Below are 19,391 nucleotides of genomic sequence, written 5' to 3' on the forward strand. Positions count from 1 at the left end.
ATCTTTCTCTGTTATTGGTGGTAGCTTCACTTGCAAGTCCCAAATAGGAGGTGTACTGGTATGGTTAAACCTCATGTGCTATTTGGAGTTTGGCAGGAAGACAGATAAAGCCCCAGTACTACTGCATCTGATCTTTTAGTAAATTTGTGTAAACTTGTAGTGTAAACGCGCTGGATAAGCCCTGATGCTATAGGTTTTAAGTGGTGAGTGTAGTTGAACTGTAATTAAACTAAGGTGTATGTAGACACACAGAACCAAAGTAAAATTACAGGGTTAACAAAATCGGTAATAAAAAGATCAGCGGTACTCACGAGATAAATTAGACAGTATGCTGGGGCGATAAGCAATAGTTGGTTCCTGTAGCTCGGTGTAAGTAAGAGGAATGCAAAGGCGTATAGAAAGCCACGCATCCACTTCCAAGATGGTTCCGTTAGAACCTTCACCGCTGCTTGAGCCGAGGAGTCGTGTAACGCAAAAGCGACTCAGGTTAATCTAGCGCAAATAAGCTGGTTAGCCCGCGTGTCTTCAGCCCATAAACTAAATAGAGAACTTTAAGAAGCTTTGGAACTCTTGCCAGAGCTTCTTTCCTTTTATATTCCTAATACCGGGCTACATCTTCGGGTTTTGGGGCAGGGGTGAAATTCTGTTTCACGCTCTCAACAGGTAAAGCTTTCTGTATAATCCGATCCTTGCTCATCACACCCTGACCAAGCCAATCGGCATACCAGATATGTTTAAGGAAATCTTTGGTTGGTTCAAAGCCCATTATACGAGCACATGTAGCATCAACCGCTACCAGATCGCGCCCGATTACCAGCACCTGCGCGGGTTTAGGTGTTCCAAACAAAGGACCGTCTCCCTCCATCGCCATAATTCCATCTACAATGGTAGCTTGTGGAGGCATTGTTTCGTACAATTCAACGATATTTTGCTCAATCCCGGTCACATGCAAAATATTCTTGGGCCAGCCGTATTTTATGCCCGGCACAATCCCGTACAAATTCTTCATGCTCAGAGTCACACCCGCCCAGTGATGAGTTTTCATTTTAGGCATCGAAACCAGCAACTCTGCATGAGCAATTGTCTTTGGCAACCACATGAACTCTAGACTGTTGTAACCGCCTTTGGTATTCACCTTAACCAAATCATCGTGATTCAAATCTACGAAAGGCACATTCAGTTTATCCAATACCTGCTGAATACCACTCTGATACAATAAATCGGTAATATCGCGCTGGTAAGCTGAGCCTTCCGCCACGATAACCTCTTTCGCGCCCTGCTCCCGGAAAAGACGTATAGCTGCCTCCAATACGGCGGGGTGCGTATTAATAGCTGAGTCGGGAAAGTTATAAATAATATTGGGCTTTAAAACAACACGCTTACCGGTTGCCGAGGGAGTATCTACCGCTTCCCAAGCAGTGCGTAAGGGCGTTAAAATATCACCCTCATAGGTTGCGTTAACTATCGCCACCTGTGATTTCTCCCCAAAGCCTTTTCCAATGCGGCGGAAATTTAAGCTAATCCACTTAATTATCCCAAGGGGACGACTGGCAAATTCAACCAACACTAAGGAACCACCGATTGCACCTGTAAGCATCAGGCGTGTAAACTGGCGGCGACTAATTACTCTACGTCTGGGACGGTTAGGATTTATTGTCATTGCGGTTGTACAAAATAAAGATTATCGCTTAAAGCTAGAATTGCCAAGGCAGTAGAATGAGGACTATCCATCCAACCACCACTGAGAGCTTGTCCTTTTGAGGCAGGTTTACCGGTTTGGGAAGGAGTGCCTTTGAGTAGCTTGATATAAAAGCGATTCAGGCGATCTGAGTTATTAGTACCGATATCCGGATAAAAGCGTAAAGCCGTCAAGCCAAGCGCCAACACATGGTCACTGTATGTTTCTTCTACAAAATCGGACAACACTGAAACACCACTCCACACTTCCTGTGTCCCGCCAAAATCTGAAGTGCTAAGCGTGACGGCAAAAGCCAGTAAAGCATAGGCGGTTCCATCCGGGGTTGGAGGCAATTGTTTATCGTACATATAAGGGTTACCTACGTTCCAACCACCGCCAGCGCATGCGCGGTCACGTAGGTAAGCCTTACCTTCTTGAATCTGGTCACTATCGGCTACTATTACGCGATCTTCCACCGTCAAGGCTATCATTGCCAAAGCAGTTGGAATCACAAAGCCTGCTTCGGTAGCGTTAGGTCCCCATTTCCAACCTAACAGATTCGAGTCAATACTCAGTAGTTTTTTATAAATATCCCACTCTTTCTGAGTGACCTTTGGTTCGCGCTGTTTATTCAAAATCACGCCACGCGCCCTGCCCCGTAAATCGGTATCCTCAGGTCTGGCATAGAGCGCTGACAGTTCGGGGATTTTAAGCAGAATATTAAAACACCAAGTTGCAAGGTAAGTCATCCAGCCGCTAAACTGATCTTCCTTGAAAATGCCCCACCCACCGTCTTGATGCTGATCAGCACGCAGCCTCGTAAGCCCCTTCTGAACCGCATCTACATAGGGCTGAGGAGCATTCAACCTGCCAGCCCCAATATCGGGGTGGAAAAGCGCCAACAAAGCCAGAGCAGTTGGCTCTGCAAAGCTTTGACCGCCAACTTTATAACCCCAACCACCGTCAGGGTTCTGTGTTTTTACCAGAAAATCAAGCGCCAGACGTATCTGGTTATCATATATTCCCACAAAAAACACCTTGATGGAAATGGTTCAAGCGTTTTTTAAGCGTTGGGCAATTTGCTCCAACATTCCTTCGCTAACGACAGATGCCTCGGAAGATGACCCTTTGTGGAATAAATGCTCTTTGAGATAATTCTCCAAATCAGCATGTTCGACAATAGGGCAATTGGGGTGTTTAGAAGAAAATAATTTGCCCCTATCCAGCACTACCACTGGTTGAACCGGAACCTGCGGTAAGTTCCGCACCGACAACCACGATTTTACCTCACGGGCGGCACGTATTACCTTCCAAGTGGGACTATCCTTGAGACGTTTGCGGTTAAGAATAGGCTGTTCTTTGATGTCTGCGCCTTGTTCTCCCATGTACTTGTACCAAGTGTCTCCCTCGCAAATATATTGACCAGAAAAAGGGGCTACTTCTAGTACCAGCGCGCCATAAGGACCTAATAACACCCCATCAATCATTCCAATTGAACGGTTCTCAGATAACAGCAGATTGAGGAAATATATATAATTCTCACCCAGAACTTGGTGCAATAGTGTTGCCAGTCGCTCTTGGCTGCGCCATTTCTGGAGCGTGACACGCGCCCGATTGCCAAACCAGAATGCCCCTGCTAAAGGGGGCAAGCCTAGCGCCAGTATCCAAATGGAAATCGAAAATGCCAGAAATATAAATAGCAAGGCAACTATACCAAGTCCCCCTGCCAAACCGAGGTCTCGAAGAATCAACTGACGATAAGCTGAAGAAGTGCCTTTAGCTTGCAATAGTGCCTCTAATTAACCGGTTCTATCCTGTAAATTTGGCTACCCTTAAATTCTGCAATAAATTGCAATTTCAGACCAGCCGCTATTGCCCCACTCTTATCTTTATACAAAGCGTCTAAGGCTGAATAACGCTCTACGCCAAGCACCAGATAATTTGCCCCAAAGCGGCGGGCAGCTTCTAGATTAGCCGCTACACTATCGCTTGCCAGCGCTATAGCCGGATTCCCAGTAGTGTAGTAGTAGCTTAACGGCTCGCCAATAATTATAGCATAGTTTGAAATACCGTTTGCCTTGAACCAATCATTTATCTCAACAGCATAATTAAAATCGTTATCCCAAGTGCTAGCACCAGAAGCAGCTGCTATTAAAGTGATTACAGCAGATACCACCAGCAACGGCACCGCGATTCCGTTAGCGAAAAACTTGAAACGGTTAGGTCGTTTGCGCCATACGCTATATTTTCGTGCTAACCATTCAATCGCGAAAAGAGCCGCACCCGCTTGATAAGGTATAAGGCTACCAGCAGCGTGAAAAAGCGTTCCGTGCAAACTAATTTCAGTAAATACCAATGCCATTCCGAAATATAAAAGCGTTAGATGGATTAAGAATGGTGCATAAGCCCGATTCTTAAAAGTTAGAAGAAAGATACCTAGCAGGAAAAAAGGAGCTAATAGGAACAAGCCCTGTGCGCTTAGAATAAGGGCACCTATCTCCAGAGCGTTGAGTTTGCTCATAAGAATATTGCCAAAACCCCACTCGAAATACCGTGCAGGTGTTAGTGAAAGGCTATGGCTGAATAGTTCGTTATAAGTGCGCAACCACAATACCTTGCTACTGTTGGGAGAAAAGAGTGTGCCAAATTCTGACAGATTGAGCCATAACCATGGGGTTACCACCGAAAAAGCAGCAATTAGGGCTAAACCCAATCTTCCCCAACGTGGCTTCCAAATTTGAAGCCCTGTTTGTGGTCGCCAGCGCACCCAAAGAAAGGATAGTACAAGAGTAGCAGTAAATAACACCCCATCGCTTCGGCACAAGTAAGCTAGCCCACTAAATACACCCGCCAAAACCAACCAGCGGTCGTCTTTGTTCAGACCCAAATGAATAGTAATAAAGCAAAGCAAGCCGAGCAAAGCAAAATTTGCAAAATTATCCGGGGCATTCCAGAACAAGAAATAGCGTCCCGGAAAGAGCGTAGCAACCGCCATAACCCAGCTATAACGCCGCTGTGCCTCTCCAAAAGTCAGTTTCCCGGCATAAAAAGCCAAAGGTGGTAATAACGCTGCACACAGCATAAATGGCAGGGAAGCTGCAAAAGAAGACACTCCAAATAAAGCAAATGAACCGAGAATAAGCCAGCTAGACAAGGGATTCCAGTAATCGAAGGCTGGGTGGGTATAATCAAAGGTCGGGTTGGGAGGATTAAAAGCAGTTATCTGATAATTCCAGACTGTGTTGATTACAAAGCCATGACCCTCATGCCAATTCTGGGCAGCTTGGTAATAATAATAAGCATCTACAAAACCGGGTTGCTTTACCCAGAAAAACGCAACCAGTAAACGCAAAATCAAAGCCGCGCCTAAAAGGAATAGGTACGGGTGACGGTTTAGGAGTACAAAAGCTTGCTTTATGGCGTTCGTAGTGGAATTTCCCCTACTATAAGTAAAAAAGGTTATAACTCACGCTAATAATAACCTGTGAAGCTTGTATTTTCAAAAACAAAGAAAAACCCCACCGATTAGGGTGGGGTGTCCGTGTAATATCCCTATTTTTATTCATATAGCCTAGATAGCTATATTTGGAACAGTATCAGCGTATAGCCCGTGACCTTATTTTTCCGATTAAGATTGAGCTATAGCTTCAGCGTAGAAATAAAATGCCTCTGCCCCAAACGGAGCAGAGGCAAAATTCCAGTTAATTAGGACAGGTTCTTAGTTACGCTGCTGAAGACGTTACCGATCTGAGGTCCGAGGAACACCAGAATGGCGATAACTACTACGGCTACCAAGAAGAGGATCAAAGCATACTCTACGAGACCCTGGCCTTCTTTTTCTTCGGTCTGTTTGCGGAAAAGTTTCTTGAAGTCCAACATTGTCGTTACCTCCAACATAAATAGTAAGTTGTTAAAGATGAGATTGACAGTGTGGTTACAAAGGATAACTCTTCAATGCAAGAGGGACTTAATTGCGAAACAGCGGAGTGTGATTAGCAAAGGTCAGGCAGAATTAGGAAAAAAAACTTTGAATAATATTTTTTGCGCCGCGCCTATTGCTTGGATACCAGTACAGTTTGCAACTCGTCTCTTCTAGAACTGAAGCATTATTATTTGCTTCCACTATATCTATTTTAGGATTATGAGGTTCTAATAACAATAGCCATTTGGTATGTAGTACTTTTAGATTGCTGCTATTGTGTTTTCCTCATCTGGGTCTACTATATCATTTAAACATTACGGATTCCATTACGATTATTTCACACATAAAGTTTATTTAGCAACTATTTATATCAAACAGTAACCAAGGGGATATACGCCGCTACACGAGTACCCCGACCCGGTGTACTGGCTATTTCCAACCTGCCGTTTAACATTTCGGTGCGCTGCCCCATACTGTGAATACCCAGTGATTTCTGCTGTTTCTCACCTTCTAGCTTGCGAATATCGAAGCCATTACCGTCATCTTCTACGCTCAGGGTTACAGCTTGTTCACCCAGATCAAGCGATATATTAACGTGTAAGGCATGGGCGTGAATTGCCACATTGCTTAGGGCTTCTTGAATGATACGGAAAACAGCTACTTCAAACTGGTTGGGCAAACGACGCTCCACCCCACTGCTTACCAGATTAACTTCAATTTTATTTTTCTCTTGGAAATCCTTAATATAGCGACGTAAGGTAGGCAACAAACCGAGATCATCCAGAATCATAGGGCGAAGTTGGAAGATAAAACCGCGCGTTTCTTGTAAAGTATCGTTCACCATAGATTTCAAGCCGGTTATTTCAGCTTTCGCCCGCGCAATGTCCGCTTCCATCCAACGTTCGCAAATTTCAGCACGTAACACTAGGTTGCTCATTGCCTGAGCGGGTCCATCATGCAACTGGCGGGATACGCGCAAACGCTCGTTTTCTTGCGCTTGAATAATCTTACCGACCATTTCCTGAGCTTCAACGCCCTGTACCCCACGCACATGGCTGGAAGTTTGTACAGCCTGACTTTTGGGACGCTGATTCAAAATCTGGTAAAGCTTGAAATTTTCTTGCTGTTGCTCTTTTAGATATTTCTGTCGCTCTCTGAGCAACTCGACTTCCTTACGCATAGAGTTGAGCCGTAGCTGCACCTCATGGTAGCTGTTATATAGCACCTTGATGTCTGGCAAGCTATAAGCATCCATGTTGGTTTCCATATCTTTTAAGCGCGCTGAAAGCTGTCCCTCTCTGGCGCCGAGCCTGTCAACCTCTGTCTGGTTCTGCCGGATTAGCATCTCAACCTCACTCAGACGTTTATTAAGCTCTTCTGCTCGGTTACGAGCTTCAATCATCAGTTCATCTAACTTTTGATCGATTTCCTCGGGATCTGGATTTGAACCAAGTGGGGACATACTCATTTGGGTGCCTCCATTAAGGTAGCTTTATTGGCAATTATTGCTCCAATGTGTAGCCATCATGATAGCACAAAGAGCAAGCACAAGCCATAATCAGGAAAAAAATCTGTAAGGACAGAAGTCCCTACAGATTAGCGATACAATATAGTTAAGGCTCAAATTAAGCCTTATCTTATGTAATTGCGATTGCGTGCTAAATCAACCCCTAGCAAACCAAGCAGCACATCGTATTTACTACCCGCATTTTCAGGATGGTACTCAAAGCGATTGCGCTCAAAGTATTGCACCTGCAAACCATTTTCTAGCAATGGCTCGCTTACGGGATAGCCAAATATATCTAGTCCACCACTTTTATTCCAGTATTCTAGGAAGCGACCGCTCAGGGTATGACCAGTTTTGTCAAAATAAATCAGATTGCCCGCAGATGAAACAGGCGCTATCGGCGGGAAATTCCGGTTTTTAACCGACTCACTCCCAAGCAAGCCCAGTAACACCACGTAAGCGGTTCCGGCGTTTTCAGGGTGTAATTCGAAGCGGTTACGCTGGAAATATTGCACTGTATAGAGTTTTCCATCAGTCTTACTGACCTCAAGGAACTCTTCGCTCAAAGGATAGCCAAAGACCTCTAAGCCACCACGCGAATCCCAGAACCGCTTGAATTCGCCTTTGAGAGTATGCCCTGTTTCAGAGAAATAACTTAGTTCATTGCTACTGGAAACCGGGGCTACTTTATTGAAATAGATCGATTGGCTGGCAAGTTGATCTGGTGGAGCAACTGTACCTTGCCCGGTAGGCGGTTGCGTCGAATTTGGTCCTACTGCGCCCGGACCGGCGATTACCTGACCGCTGGCAAAATCAAAGTTTACCGGCACTGCTGCATTGGAGCTACCATCTACCGTAATTGTGACAGGTCCTAGAATACGCGCTGCTTTAGGCAAAATTGCGCGTAAAGTGTAAACACCTGCGCCCAGATTATCGAAACGGTATCTCCCTGCCGAATCCGTATTTTTTACTTGCTGTCCCGGGTCCAGCGACATTACTACATCTGCCGGGTTAGCTCCTGCGACAAATCCGTAAACGAAAGAGTTCCGATTCGGAGTCAGATTGTTGTTTATAGCTGCCCTTACCGCAGCGCCCGCATTAACCAGACCATACCCTGTTCGGTCATCCCGACCCGGAGCATCAATGTCTGTAGCAGTGCCTTGCAGAATAGACTTTACCTGTTCAGCAGAAAGGTTAGGATTTACCTCCAACATCAGGCTGATAACACCAGCTACTATTGGAGCGGAAAAACTTGTACCATTTACAACTGTATAGTCGCCAGAGTCTCTGTTATGTCCAAACGCATCGTCGGTTAGGTAAGGGTTGCCTTTGTTAAACGCAGTACCAGGCCAGTTAATATTGGTGGTCAGGATGTTAGTTCCCGGAGCCGCAACGCTAACCCATGAGCCAAAGGAGGAAAATTTTGCCGCATTATTGTTTTCGTCGGTAGCAGCAACTGCGATTACGCCATCGTATGCTGCCGGATATTCTGCCACACCGTTAGCCGCATTACCGGAAGCCGCTACAATTATCGCCCCTTTGCTCTGAGCATATTTTATCGACTCAGCCATTGCCTTGGAGTAGTTTGGTCCGCCGAGGCTCAAATTGATTATGCGTGCGCCTGCATCAGCAGCCTGAGTTATACCTTCAGCTAACCACGAGTCGGCACATTCGCCGTTCCAGTTACAGGCACGTACTGATAAAAGTCCGGTAGAGGATGTACCAGTTTTAGTCTCGTCCCCAGGAAAATTAATGTTAGCAGAAGCAGGATAATTCCAGTTAACCCCCACCATTCCATAGCTATAGTTACGTTTATAAACCCGCATTTTTACTATAGTCACTTTAGGTGGGGTTGTAGTTGGATCTGTAACAATCGGAACATCATCTACTTCGCTATAATCATTATTCGGGTTAGCAGCAATAATACCAGCAACAGCCGTACCATGACCGTTATAATCGGTAGTACATTCCGGAGTATTAGGTTTCCAACGAGGAGAACCACAATCCGGTACGGTGCTGATACCCTGCGCGTAATAGACCCTACCTCTAAGATCCCAAACACCATCACCGCCATATAATCCCAAAACCGTACAACCGGCGTTTTGTTGATCTTGCCCTTGCCCTGACGAAGGGTAAGGAGAAGGTTGGGGTAGATAGCAAGGATCAGATTCTACAATACCTTTTGGAAGCGGCGCCGCCGGACCATTTGGTGATCTTAAAGGAGTAGTAGAACTGGTTGTAGTATCGCCGTTTGGTACAAAAGAACTGTATAAATCCCATTCACCAGAATCGAGAGTTAGGCTACGATTATTGCGAATGCCAGTATCTACCACCGCAATAACAACACCCTGCCGAGGAGTATAGGCATTAGTAGCAGAGCCGTAAACCTGTTCCCACGCATCCGGCAAATTTATCCGCTTTAGATAATCCTGTCTGCCTTGAGTGTAAAAGCTATCCGCAGGTTCTCTAGAAATATGCCTGATATAGTTAGGTTCAGCATACTCTACTGCCGGATTAAGGCTAAAGGCAGTAACCAAGGTTTTAACATCGGCGCCGGGTGCAGAAAGAACGCTTATGCGCGGTAGCGATGCTAACCCTATCACATTGGTCAGACCTAAATTTTTATAGTATGCAATATCGGTATTACCGGACAGATAAGCAACCGCAAGATTTTGAAATTGCCCAACGGACGTATCTTTGAATTTTACTATTACTTCGCCTTGACGGTATTCAGCGCCATCAGGGATTACGGTTGCTGCGGGTGTTTCATCTTGCGAGGGTGCGCCCAACGCAGTCGGTACAATGAAAAGCTGCAAAAGCAGTACAATTGCCAGCCAATGATAAGCAAAATGGGCGCGGCTGGTGAAAAATCGGTTTGGTCGCCTCATGAATTGGTTCTCCTGATTCCGACCCCATACGGTCAAAAGCCCGTTGAGTTTTGACTAGAGCTTAGTCGCACGCCATATAGCATGGGCTGTGTGGAGTTGTGAGCCAAACAGAAACGTCTAGAGGCATGGCAAGCCGTACCTCTACTTGTCATAACAACTTGTCATAACTTAATCTACCATCAAATCGGGGATTCTGCAAGTAGTATTTAAAGAAATTTGGTCGAATCGAAAGGATTAATAGCCCGGTCCCAACAAACCCTGAGTTCGCGCATAGTCCCGCGCTACCAAAGCGCCAAGAACATCAAGACTTTCTGAAGAAAGTTCAGGATGAAGTTCGAGAATCTGCTTTTCAAAATATTGCACTACCCTGCCACCATCATTAAAAGGCTCGCTGATGGGTAAACCCAAAGTAATCCAGTTCCCATTATCTTGCCAGTATTTAAGAAATGAACCGCGTAGAGTGTGACCCGTTTCTTTCCAGTAAAATACCTGAGAATTGGCTAGTTCTACCGCGGTTGGTTCGGGTACTTTGTTGAAAGCCGGATTGTTTTTTACCTTTTCAGAGTATTCCACTCCCAACCGACGCACCTGTACAGCAAAGGGAGTTCCTGCAAACTCAGGATGAAATTCGCAAACCACTCGCTCGAAATATTGCACCTGCATACCGTTTTCGATAAAGGATTCGCTTATCGGATAGCCGAGACCCAATAAACCGCCGTTATTCTCCCAGAATTGCCGGAAGGGCTTGCCGATGGAATGCCCTGTATCGTCGAAATAAAGTGTATCTCCACCGGGAGCGCTATCCAAAGAAACGAAAGCGCCAAACTTTACCCCGCTCGAAAGTAGCTTGGCGGAGGGTGAAAAATCGAAGGCAAAGTTCTTCGTATTATTTCCATTGCCCGTAATCTGAAAGCTGAAATTTTGGAGCGGGTAAGTTTTATTGGGTAAACCGTATTTGCTGGAAGCGGCAGTGAGGCGATAATTTCCGGGTGGTAAATTTGAAAAGGCAAGACTGCCATCAGCGAAAGGAACTCTAGTGTCACCTGGCGTTAGAGTCACAACCACATCACGCGGATTAGGAATGCCCGATACTTTTATTAGAGCTTGCCCACGTTTGGAAGCGACCGGATCGCCTTTTTGTGCCGCCAGAACGGCGCGATAGGCGTTCAATCTGCCAAAACCGAGGCGCGTATCATAATAAATCGGTGTAATTGGGGTAGCAGTTGTAGAAAATACAGGCGCTATAGTACGTTGGGTAATCGTAACCGGAACGGTAGCCGTTGCAGTATCGGTATCGGAGAAAGGAGCCACCGCAGCGGGAGTGGTAAAACCAACTGAAGGGGTCAAGGCAGTGGTGGATGTTGGAGAAATTGCTGTAGTAGGGGTCTGTACTATGGGAGCGCCCGGATAATCGGCAGTAGCCTCCAAAATATTTCGCACTTGTGAGGGTGTCAGGCTAGGATTAACCGAAAGCATAAGCGCAACTGTACCTGAACCATAGGGTGCGGAAAAACTTGTGCCTTTATCAAATCCGAAAACCGAAGCGTTTGGTTGCGACCATGTCAGGCTAAATATGCTGGTGCCCGGCGCTACTAGAGATATTTCAGGACCGCTATTGCTAAAAGGTGCTACACCGTCAAACTGATTGCTCGCCCCAATAGCAATTACCTCATCAAAAGAAGCGGGATATTGCGGTACCGAATTACCCTCGTTACCGGCAGCGCCGATCAACACCACTCCTTGGTTATATGCCTTCAACACCGCTTCGTAAACTGCTTCCGAACGTTCCGGCGCACCCAAACTCAGATTGATAATATTGGCATGCCGTTCAGTAGCATAGTTAATACCCATTGCCACTACCGCATTGGAAGTCTGCAGCCGTGAGTTGAGGACTTTAATCGGTAATATACGCGCACCCCATGCTATTCCGGCAATCCCATAATTGTTATCGCCCCTAGCAGCAGCTACACCCGCTACGAAAGTGCCATGCCCTGCATCATCAATTGTTGAAATGGTTGGGGGCGTGACTATAAAATTCAAACCCCCTACCACCTTACCTTCGAGGTCTTGGTGTAGCGCAGCTACTCCGCTATCAACCACTGCAATGAGAATATCTTCCGAACCGGTGGTAATATCCCAAGCAGAAGCTGCATCTATTTTAGCTAATCCCCACTGGTCGCCCCGTAAATAATAAGGATCGTTCGGCTCTCGAAAACCATAAACCGGATAATCGAGTTCTGCAAAACGCACTTGCGTACTTTGTTGCACCTCATACAGCATTGCCCATACATCAGCATTTAGATTAGCATTAAGTCGGTAAGTACCGTTTTCCGGGTCAATAGCATCGGCTGCCCACACCCCATACTTGCTAAAAACCTCGCGTAATTTTGGAACTCCTTCTATCAAGCTTGAATAGGGCAAACGCTGACCGATATAACTTGAATCGCCTTTAGTTTGAATGACGTTATAGCGCAATTCATTATAGAGAATACGCGCGGAGTCGGGCTGGAAAGAAGCAATAATTTCTCCCGGTATAGGTTGATGTTGGGTATTATCGAGTGACGTTTCTGAAACGCTTTGATTTGAAGGATAGGCTAGAAAATGAGGTAGGCAATTAAGGAGCAAACCCGCAAACAAAACAAAAATAAGCCAGTAACCGGCTACACGAAGAAAAGTGGAATATCCGTTACGGGTTTTCATCTAATATCTATATCTCCGCCAACGATTCGCTTGCACGGTTTTTGGAGGGTTCTTGCTTATAGTAAATATTATAGGCGGGAAATTCCGGGTTACTATCTCAAAAAGCCAGATTTCATAATTAGACAATCGGGACTAGACTCAGTTATACACGCTTTAGTAAAAGTATGCAAGCATGTCACAATCTAGAAAAAAAGAGCCTTCCCCAAATAATCCCTAATCGTACCCATTTTCTACCTATAGGAAAGCCATTAATTTCACTAGAAAACACTTGTACCTGAATTGCATGGTTTAAACCAGCATGCTATAATCCCATCGCACATTGTTCAGCATATCACGAATTTAAGCTGACTTTGTATCCTCCAACAAGGATAATATGCTCAAGTCCACTTCTACACGTCCGTAGAAGTCTAAAACCGATAAAATCGAATAATAGAAAAAAACAAGGCTAACCCGGTATGAGTTTAGAAGATTTCAACTTGGCGTATCTCTCCACTGCTATCTTTCTGGTAGTAATAACAATCATGGGTATGACATTGTTATTGCTCGGTTTTCTTATCAGACCAAACAAACCAAATTCCCGCAAAACTATTCCTTACGAAAGTGGTGTGCCGCCTGTCGGTCACGCTCGCGAACGTTACTCAGTGCGCTTCTATATCATAGCAATGCTGTTCGTGTTGTTCGACATAGAAGCAGTGTTCCTTTATCCGTGGGCGATTAACTTTGATGGCTTTGTACGCCGGGGTGATGGATTGTTCGTACTGATAGAAATGGGTATCTTCATCTTTGTAATCTTGCTGGGTTATGCCTATGCTTGGTTGAAAGGAGCCTTGGATTGGGTCTTCTAAACGAAAAGTTAAACGATAACTTTGTAACCACCACTGTAGATGCTCTGCTCAACTGGGGTCACCAAAACTCGCTCTGGCCGGTTTTGTTTGGTACAGCTTGCTGCGGTATCGAAATGATGGCGCACGCAAACAGCCGCTTTGATATCTTGGAACGCTGGGGAATGCTCTTCCGCTTCTCCCCGCGTCAATCAGACATGATGATGGTCGCCGGCACAGTAACCAAAAAAATGGCACCTGTGATCAAGACCGTTTACGACCAAATGGCAGAGCCAAAATGGGTAATGGCAGTTGGTAGTTGTGCAATTAGTGGCAACATCTATAACAGTTACAGCACATTACAGGGAGTGGATCGCATCATTCCGGTAGATGTTTATGTACCGGGTTGCCCACCCATCCCTGAAGCCTTTGCTTATGGCATTGACGAGTTGCGCAAGAAAATAGCCAAAGAAAGACGTATTCGCAAACCGCTGCCGATTTTGAAGCAGGATGGCAACGAGTTTGAACGTACATGGGATACTTCTGAAGTCAACCGTCCCGGTCATATTGCTTTACCGAGTGCCGCCGATTATATGCAGTTCATCGACGAAGAAATCAGTAGCCCTCCTACCCTGTTAAAGTAGAGGCTACCCTGAATAAACTTGTGGCAAAAGTCAGATATCAAGGCTATATGGTTGCTTGCAAGCTTGTAACAAGCAGTCACTTACAAAGCAATCTTGGATTCTTGAAATCTGACTTTTGATGATGTTTGAAAACAGGAAGAAAGAGTTAAAACGCAAATGAAGGAAAGCCTTCAGGTAGTTGCACAGAAGTTACAGGAAAAATTTGGCGATAAGGTCTTGGCTATAACCGAATTTCGCGATGAGGTTACTGTCCGCGTAAAGAAAACAGCCTGGTTCGAAGTTCACCAGTTCTTGCGGGATGACCCAGATTGCGCCTTCGATATGATGATTGACGAAACCGCTGCCGATTACCCGTTAAGGGATGAGCGCTTCGATGTTATTAGCCATTTGCTTTCCATACCCAAACGTCACCGTTTCCGGGTAAAAGCCAGCACCAGCGAGAACATCCCTAGCCTTTGCGCTGTCTGGAAAACTGCCAACTGGTTGGAACGCGAAACCTACGATATGTTCGGAATTATTTATGACGGACACCCCGATTTGCGCCGTATTTTGATGGCTGAAGATTGGGAAGGCTTCCCGTTGCGCAAGGATTACCCGACCGAGGGATACGATATTTAATCGAGGGCTTATTTAACCCTTGCTTTTCTAAATAAATGACGAGGTTCTTATGCAGAATGTGGTGAACCCTGTAGGCGGGGATAATTTACAAGAAAAAGGCGATCGGCGAATGCGCCTCAGCATTGGTCCGCATCACCCCAGCACCCACGGTGTGCTTCAGGTGATTGTAGACCTTGAGGGCGAAACGATAGTACGCTGCGACCCTGTTCCCGGTTACCTGCATCGCGGCACTGAAAAACTGGCGGAAAATAAATATTATTCCCAGATTCTTCCGCTCACCGACCGCCTTGATTACATGTCCCCTTTTAATAACAACCTAGCTTACACCATGGCAGTGGAAAAACTGGTTGGGGTTGAAGTGCCTGAAAGAGCGCAATGGATTAGAGTGATTCTAAGCGAATTGCAGCGCATCGCCAGTCACTTAATTTGGTTCGGCACCCACGTAATGGACATTGGGGCAATTACCCCCTTCCTGTGGGCTACCCGTGACCGCGAAACCATAATGGATATTTTCGAGATGTGCAGCGGTGCGCGCCTGACCGTCAGCTATACCCGTATCGGTGGCTTGATGTCAGATGTGCCTCCCGGCTTCAATGAGAAAGTACATGAATTTACCGAGCTTTTCCATAAAGCCCTAAAAGACTATCACAAGGTAGTCACCAAAAACCCTATTTTTATGTCTCGTACTCAGGGCGTAGGGGTTGTTACGGCGGAAGAAGCCATTCAGTATGGGTTTACCGGTCCAAGTTTGCGTGGTAGCGGAGTCGAGTGGGACTTGCGCAAGCACGAACCCTATATGTACTACGATCAATTGGATTTCGAAATTCCACTCGGCGCTACCGGGGACAGCTACGACCGCTATCTGGTACGTATGGAAGAAATGGAACAGTCCAATCGCATAATCCAGCAGGCGTTGGCGAAATTACCTTCGAAAGGTTCTGTCAAAGCAGATGACCCTAAGATAGTATTGCCCGATAAAGAACTCTCAATGACTCGTGCCGAAGAAATGCAACGCCACTTCTATCAGGTCATCCACGGGTTCCCTACCCCTGTAGGTGAATGCTATTTTGGTTTGGAAGGTCCTAAAGGAGAATTGGGTTTCTATATTATCAGCGATGGGTCTCCGCGCCCTTACCGACTGAAAATTCGCGCTCCCAGTTACGTTAATTTGCAGGCACTTCCGCTAATGACCGAAGGTCGTATGATAGCGGATCTTATTACCTGCATAGGAACGATAGACATCGTTCTAGGTGAAGTTGATCGGTAATGCCATGATTCGGTTGCCGTTACAGTAGCAACCATTGACTTATAAGTATAATCTGCTCACTACAGGAAAACAAAGCTCATGTTTTCACTCGCATTATTTGATGTTGTAAATGCAACAGCGGCAAAGGTAAATGCCCCAGAGGAACCTGTAATCTGGTTTCTCCAAACCTTCGTGACCCTGTTCATTATTATGAACGTTGTATTGGTAATCATGGCATACCAGACTTGGGCAGAACGCAAAGTAATGGCGCTCTCCCAGCAACGTCTTGGTCCAATGCGCACAGGTCCTATCGGTTTGTTACAGCCTATTGCCGATGCCGTCAAACTGCTGAACAAAGAATACATCGTGCCGAGAGATGCCGACAAAACGTTGTTTTTCTTTGCTCCGATAATCGGCTTTATTCCGGCAGTCGCTGCTTTTGCGGTAATACCGTGGGGCGATGCTACCAGCGAGGGGTTGTTGGGTGGTTGGTTACGCCCGATAATTGCCAACCTCAATATGGGCATCCTCTACCTGCTAGCGCTTAGTTCAATCGGCGTGTACGGTATCGTAATGTCCGGTTACACCAGCGGTAACAAATACGCGACACTTGGGAGTATCCGCTCATCGGCGCAGGTGGTTAGCTATGAACTGACATTGGGTCTGGGCTTAATGGGTACGCTAATAATGGCAGGCTCACTAAACCTGAACGATGTGGTGTTAGCACAGAAGAACACGATGTGGTATATCATTCCACAGTTCTTCGGCTTCGTTGTTTACGCCATCAGCGGTATCGCCGAAACCAACCGCAACCCCTTTGACTTACCGGAAGCCGAATCGGAACTTGTAGCCGGTTATCACCTTGAATACGGCGCAATGCATTTCGGGATGGTCTACCTAGGTGAGTATATCAACATGAACGTGATAGCAGCTACGGTAGCAACCCTATACTTAGGTGGTTGGGCAGCGCCTGCTTCATTCCTTGAGTTCATTCCCGGTCCTATCTGGTTATTCCTGAAATTTGGTCTCTTCCTATTCCTGTACTACTGGATTCGGGTTACTTTGCCACGTTTCCGGTACGACCAGTTGATGGGTTTCTGCTGGAAAGTATTGTTCCCAATTGCGCTTGCTAACGTAGCAATTACCGCAATCTTTAAATATTTAGGTATAACCTTCGGTTGGTGGGGATAAAGTACAGTTTTGAGGTTCAAGTGTTAAATTTCTCAAAACTTTCTGATAGAGGAGTGGTCTAGATGATAAAGGAAATAGCGCAAGGTCTGGGTTTGACGCTCCGGCACTTCTTTAAGAAGAACGTGACGTTGCAATACCCCAAGGAAATGAGAAATTTCCACCCGCGCTTCAGAGGCGCAGTCGGTATGGTGCGCGATCAAGATACAGGCAAAGAACGTTGCGTTGGTTGTGGTTTGTGTGCCGCCGCTTGTCCGGCAAACTGCCTCACGGTAGTACCCGGCACTGATGATGTGGGTCTCCGCAATGCAAAAATATATCTCTATGATATGAGTCGCTGCGTTTTCTGCGCAATGTGTGTGGAAGTTTGCCCAGAATTGGCGCTGGTTATGACGCATGAATTTGAATTGTCGGTTTACGACCGCAGCCAACTTATCCTTGATGCAGAAGCGATGTTGCGGCTTTCCGATCGCGAAAAAGAACGCAGCGGAGAGGCTATTGAAGAACCCGGTTTCCCGGCTGTTACAAATGCGCCTTCTACCTTCCTCAAGCACAACCAGCTTGATCCGCGTATCCAACGTGGCAAGTTTCAGAGTCACCAACCAGCGCTTGGAACTTTACCGCACGGCTACCCGATGAAATACGAAGACTATCTTAAGAAAATACGTGAAGGTAAACCATTGGCGCAAGGCACCCTGCCTCCCAACCTTCAGGAAATCCAAAATAAGTATCTACCGGAAGACTCCAGAGTACCTATGCCCAAATTCGTGGAGAATCAGGCAGATACCGCCGCCGAAGTACGAACCAACCTGCTGACCGTAGGTGATGTCAATAAAGTGGAAAAACACAAGTATTATGACGAAGACGGTCAGGGCGACAAAAAACGCGTTGAGCTTGGCAAGGGCGAGTGGACTGACAAGAAATAAGGATTAGAACAATGTTTGGATTGCCGCTTGAGCAAATTATATTTCTGGTATTATCGGGACTTTCGATTGTCTGCTCACTAGGTCTGGTAATTTTCAAAGACCCGGTGCATTCTGCCGTTTCCCTAGTACTTACCTTCTTCAACGTAGCGGGTATATACATCCTGATGGGCGCCGAGTTTATGGCGGCGCTGCAAGTTCTGGTGTATAGCGGCGCTATTCTGGTTTTGTTCGTCTTTGTGATGATGCTGTTACAACTCCGCCCCGGGCCGGTGCTGAATCCGTTTCGCTTTTTCCAGAGCCGCCTAGCTCCGGTAATCGCCTTAGCGTTTCTGGCTGAAGTTTTGCTCATAGTTTTTGCCAGCAACTACTATAATAACGGCGGGAAAATTACAGACTCCGCCAATATCCAAGCAGCAAACATGGCGAAAAACATCAGCTACGTGGTTTCTAGCAAAGTGCCGATGACCGATACGCAAGGCAACAGCGTGGTCAAGAGCAATGAGGGCTGGTTTGCCGAACCTAACAGCGTCGGGCATACCGCGTTGCTAGGTAAAGAACTTTACAGCAAGTTTATTCTGCCTTTTGAAATTTGTTCCTTAATCTTGCTGGTAGCTGCCATTGGCTCAATCGTAATCGGCAGACGTGGACTTGAGCGCGATCGCAAAGAGTTTCGTTCAGTTGGTATCAGCCTTGGTGGTGTGGCAGGACCCGGTTCGGCACAAGAATTTGAATACGAAAAAGAGCTTAAAATGCTCGGTATGAACGAACTTGATAAAGAGCGCAAGCTTACTTTGAAAAAATAATGTGAGAGGCTGAGTTGCCTTTCGCTTGTGGCGTATGCTCGCTACGCCATAAAGTATCACTAGTACAAAACAAAGAGAAGATTAGATGATACCGACAGCTTGGTTTTTGATTTTAAGTGGAGTTTTATTCTCGATAGGGCTTACGGGCGTACTTATGCGCCGGAATGTTCTGGTTATTTTTATGTGCGTTGAATTGATGATGAACGCCGTGAATATCACCTTCGTAGCATTTGCCCGTAGCTTTACTAAGGGAATTAATTTGGCCGGTGACAATTTTGTGGTTTTTGTAGTAACGGTTGCAGCTGCCGAAGCTGCCGTAGGGCTGGCTATCATAGTAAGCCTTGCTACTAAGCAAAGTTCGGTAGATGCAGACTCAATAGGTATGCTCAAAGACTAATAATTTTACCCTTTTTGAGGGCGTGATTCGCAACACGCTTTTCTGAAACGTGT

The 19,391-nt window shown here is 46.0% G+C and carries 15 protein-coding genes and 1 pseudogene; 8 read left to right on the forward strand and 8 right to left on the reverse strand.

Going from position 1 to position 19,391, the window contains the following annotated elements; genetic code table 11:
• Nucleotides 1-598 precede the first annotated feature (598 nt).
• The 8 genes from OZ401_RS12585 to OZ401_RS12620 form a co-directional block, all read right to left on the reverse strand.
• On the reverse strand, nucleotides 599-1,660 hold the full coding sequence (locus OZ401_RS12585) for a DUF362 domain-containing protein (protein WP_341468593.1): 1,062 nt from the start codon (nucleotides 1,658-1,660) through the stop codon (nucleotides 599-601).
• Nucleotides 1,657-2,706: a prenyltransferase/squalene oxidase repeat-containing protein gene (locus OZ401_RS12590; protein ID WP_341468594.1), complete on the reverse strand. Its 1,050-nt coding sequence runs from the start codon at nucleotides 2,704-2,706 to the stop codon at nucleotides 1,657-1,659. The genes OZ401_RS12585 and OZ401_RS12590 overlap by 4 nt, the downstream gene beginning before the upstream one ends.
• Before the next feature lie 24 nt (nucleotides 2,707-2,730).
• Complete coding sequence (locus OZ401_RS12595) at nucleotides 2,731-3,465, reverse strand: nuclease-related domain-containing protein (protein WP_341468595.1); 735 nt, start codon at nucleotides 3,463-3,465, stop codon at nucleotides 2,731-2,733.
• Nucleotides 3,466-3,473: 8 nt separating this feature from the next.
• Nucleotides 3,474-5,030, reverse strand: coding sequence for an ArnT family glycosyltransferase (locus tag OZ401_RS12600; RefSeq protein ID WP_341468596.1), 1,557 nt, complete (start codon nucleotides 5,028-5,030; stop codon nucleotides 3,474-3,476).
• 353 nt (nucleotides 5,031-5,383) lie between these two features.
• The gene (locus tag OZ401_RS12605; protein WP_341468597.1) at nucleotides 5,384-5,557 is read right to left on the reverse strand and encodes a hypothetical protein; all 174 of its coding nucleotides are present in this window, start codon (nucleotides 5,555-5,557) and stop codon (nucleotides 5,384-5,386) included.
• A gap of 413 nt (nucleotides 5,558-5,970) precedes the next feature.
• Nucleotides 5,971-7,068 (reverse strand): sensor histidine kinase, encoded by a 1,098-nt coding sequence (locus OZ401_RS12610; protein WP_341468598.1) that lies wholly within the window; start codon nucleotides 7,066-7,068, stop codon nucleotides 5,971-5,973.
• Nucleotides 7,069-7,232: 164 nt separating this feature from the next.
• Nucleotides 7,233-9,995, reverse strand: a complete 2,763-nt coding sequence (locus tag OZ401_RS12615; RefSeq protein WP_341468599.1) for a S8 family peptidase — start codon at nucleotides 9,993-9,995, stop codon at nucleotides 7,233-7,235.
• A 234-nt stretch (nucleotides 9,996-10,229) separates the two neighbouring features.
• The gene (locus OZ401_RS12620; protein ID WP_341468600.1) at nucleotides 10,230-12,695 is read right to left on the reverse strand and encodes a S8 family serine peptidase; all 2,466 of its coding nucleotides are present in this window, start codon (nucleotides 12,693-12,695) and stop codon (nucleotides 10,230-10,232) included.
• Between the two features lie 455 nt (nucleotides 12,696-13,150).
• Between OZ401_RS12620 and OZ401_RS12625 the strand changes: the two genes are divergently transcribed.
• From OZ401_RS12625 to nuoK, 8 genes and pseudogenes are all read left to right on the forward strand, one after another.
• Nucleotides 13,151-13,540 carry an NADH-quinone oxidoreductase subunit A gene (locus tag OZ401_RS12625; protein WP_342398981.1) on the forward strand — a complete coding sequence of 130 codons (390 nt, stop codon included), beginning with the start codon at nucleotides 13,151-13,153 and terminating at the stop codon, nucleotides 13,538-13,540.
• Nucleotides 13,528-13,992: pseudogene (locus tag OZ401_RS12630) on the forward strand (NADH-quinone oxidoreductase subunit B); the annotation flags it as partial. The gene OZ401_RS12625 and the pseudogene OZ401_RS12630, both read left to right, overlap by 13 nt.
• A 324-nt stretch (nucleotides 13,993-14,316) precedes the next feature.
• Nucleotides 14,317-14,778: an NADH-quinone oxidoreductase subunit C gene (locus tag OZ401_RS12635; RefSeq protein WP_341468601.1), complete on the forward strand. Its 462-nt coding sequence runs from the start codon at nucleotides 14,317-14,319 to the stop codon at nucleotides 14,776-14,778.
• A gap of 109 nt (nucleotides 14,779-14,887) precedes the next feature.
• Nucleotides 14,888-16,045, forward strand: a complete 1,158-nt coding sequence (gene nuoD / locus OZ401_RS12640; protein ID WP_341469881.1) for an NADH dehydrogenase (quinone) subunit D — start codon at nucleotides 14,888-14,890, stop codon at nucleotides 16,043-16,045.
• Between the two features lie 78 nt (nucleotides 16,046-16,123).
• Nucleotides 16,124-17,215 (forward strand): NADH-quinone oxidoreductase subunit NuoH, encoded by a 1,092-nt coding sequence (gene nuoH / locus OZ401_RS12645; protein WP_341468602.1) that lies wholly within the window; start codon nucleotides 16,124-16,126, stop codon nucleotides 17,213-17,215.
• Nucleotides 17,216-17,277: 62 nt separating this feature from the next.
• Nucleotides 17,278-18,138: a NuoI/complex I 23 kDa subunit family protein gene (locus OZ401_RS12650; protein ID WP_341468603.1), complete on the forward strand. Its 861-nt coding sequence runs from the start codon at nucleotides 17,278-17,280 to the stop codon at nucleotides 18,136-18,138.
• A gap of 11 nt (nucleotides 18,139-18,149) precedes the next feature.
• The gene (locus tag OZ401_RS12655; protein WP_341468604.1) at nucleotides 18,150-18,941 is read left to right on the forward strand and encodes an NADH-quinone oxidoreductase subunit J family protein; all 792 of its coding nucleotides are present in this window, start codon (nucleotides 18,150-18,152) and stop codon (nucleotides 18,939-18,941) included.
• 85 nt (nucleotides 18,942-19,026) lie between these two features.
• The gene (nuoK, locus tag OZ401_RS12660; RefSeq protein WP_341468605.1) at nucleotides 19,027-19,338 is read left to right on the forward strand and encodes an NADH-quinone oxidoreductase subunit NuoK; all 312 of its coding nucleotides are present in this window, start codon (nucleotides 19,027-19,029) and stop codon (nucleotides 19,336-19,338) included.
• Nucleotides 19,339-19,391: the final 53 nt, after the last annotated feature.

Origin of the sequence: Candidatus Chlorohelix allophototropha, assembly GCF_030389965.1 — a bacterium.
Taxonomy (GTDB): domain Bacteria; phylum Chloroflexota; class Chloroflexia; order Chloroheliales; family Chloroheliaceae; genus Chlorohelix; species Chlorohelix allophototropha.

Coding starts and splice junctions, on each gene's coding strand:
- OZ401_RS12610 (WP_341468598.1), bottom strand. CDS start 7,068: ATGAGTATGTCCCCACTTGGTTCAAATCCAGATCCCGAGGAAATCGAT.
- OZ401_RS12625 (WP_342398981.1), top strand. CDS start 13,151: ATGAGTTTAGAAGATTTCAACTTGGCGTATCTCTCCACTGCTATCTTT.
- OZ401_RS12585 (WP_341468593.1), bottom strand. CDS start 1,660: ATGACAATAAATCCTAACCGTCCCAGACGTAGAGTAATTAGTCGCCGC.
- OZ401_RS12635 (WP_341468601.1), top strand. CDS start 14,317: ATGAAGGAAAGCCTTCAGGTAGTTGCACAGAAGTTACAGGAAAAATTT.
- nuoD (WP_341469881.1), top strand. CDS start 14,888: ATGCGCCTCAGCATTGGTCCGCATCACCCCAGCACCCACGGTGTGCTT.
- OZ401_RS12655 (WP_341468604.1), top strand. CDS start 18,150: ATGTTTGGATTGCCGCTTGAGCAAATTATATTTCTGGTATTATCGGGA.
- OZ401_RS12605 (WP_341468597.1), bottom strand. CDS start 5,557: ATGTTGGACTTCAAGAAACTTTTCCGCAAACAGACCGAAGAAAAAGAA.
- nuoH (WP_341468602.1), top strand. CDS start 16,124: ATGTTTTCACTCGCATTATTTGATGTTGTAAATGCAACAGCGGCAAAG.
- OZ401_RS12650 (WP_341468603.1), top strand. CDS start 17,278: ATGATAAAGGAAATAGCGCAAGGTCTGGGTTTGACGCTCCGGCACTTC.
- OZ401_RS12620 (WP_341468600.1), bottom strand. CDS start 12,695: ATGAAAACCCGTAACGGATATTCCACTTTTCTTCGTGTAGCCGGTTAC.
- OZ401_RS12615 (WP_341468599.1), bottom strand. CDS start 9,995: ATGAGGCGACCAAACCGATTTTTCACCAGCCGCGCCCATTTTGCTTAT.
- nuoK (WP_341468605.1), top strand. CDS start 19,027: ATGATACCGACAGCTTGGTTTTTGATTTTAAGTGGAGTTTTATTCTCG.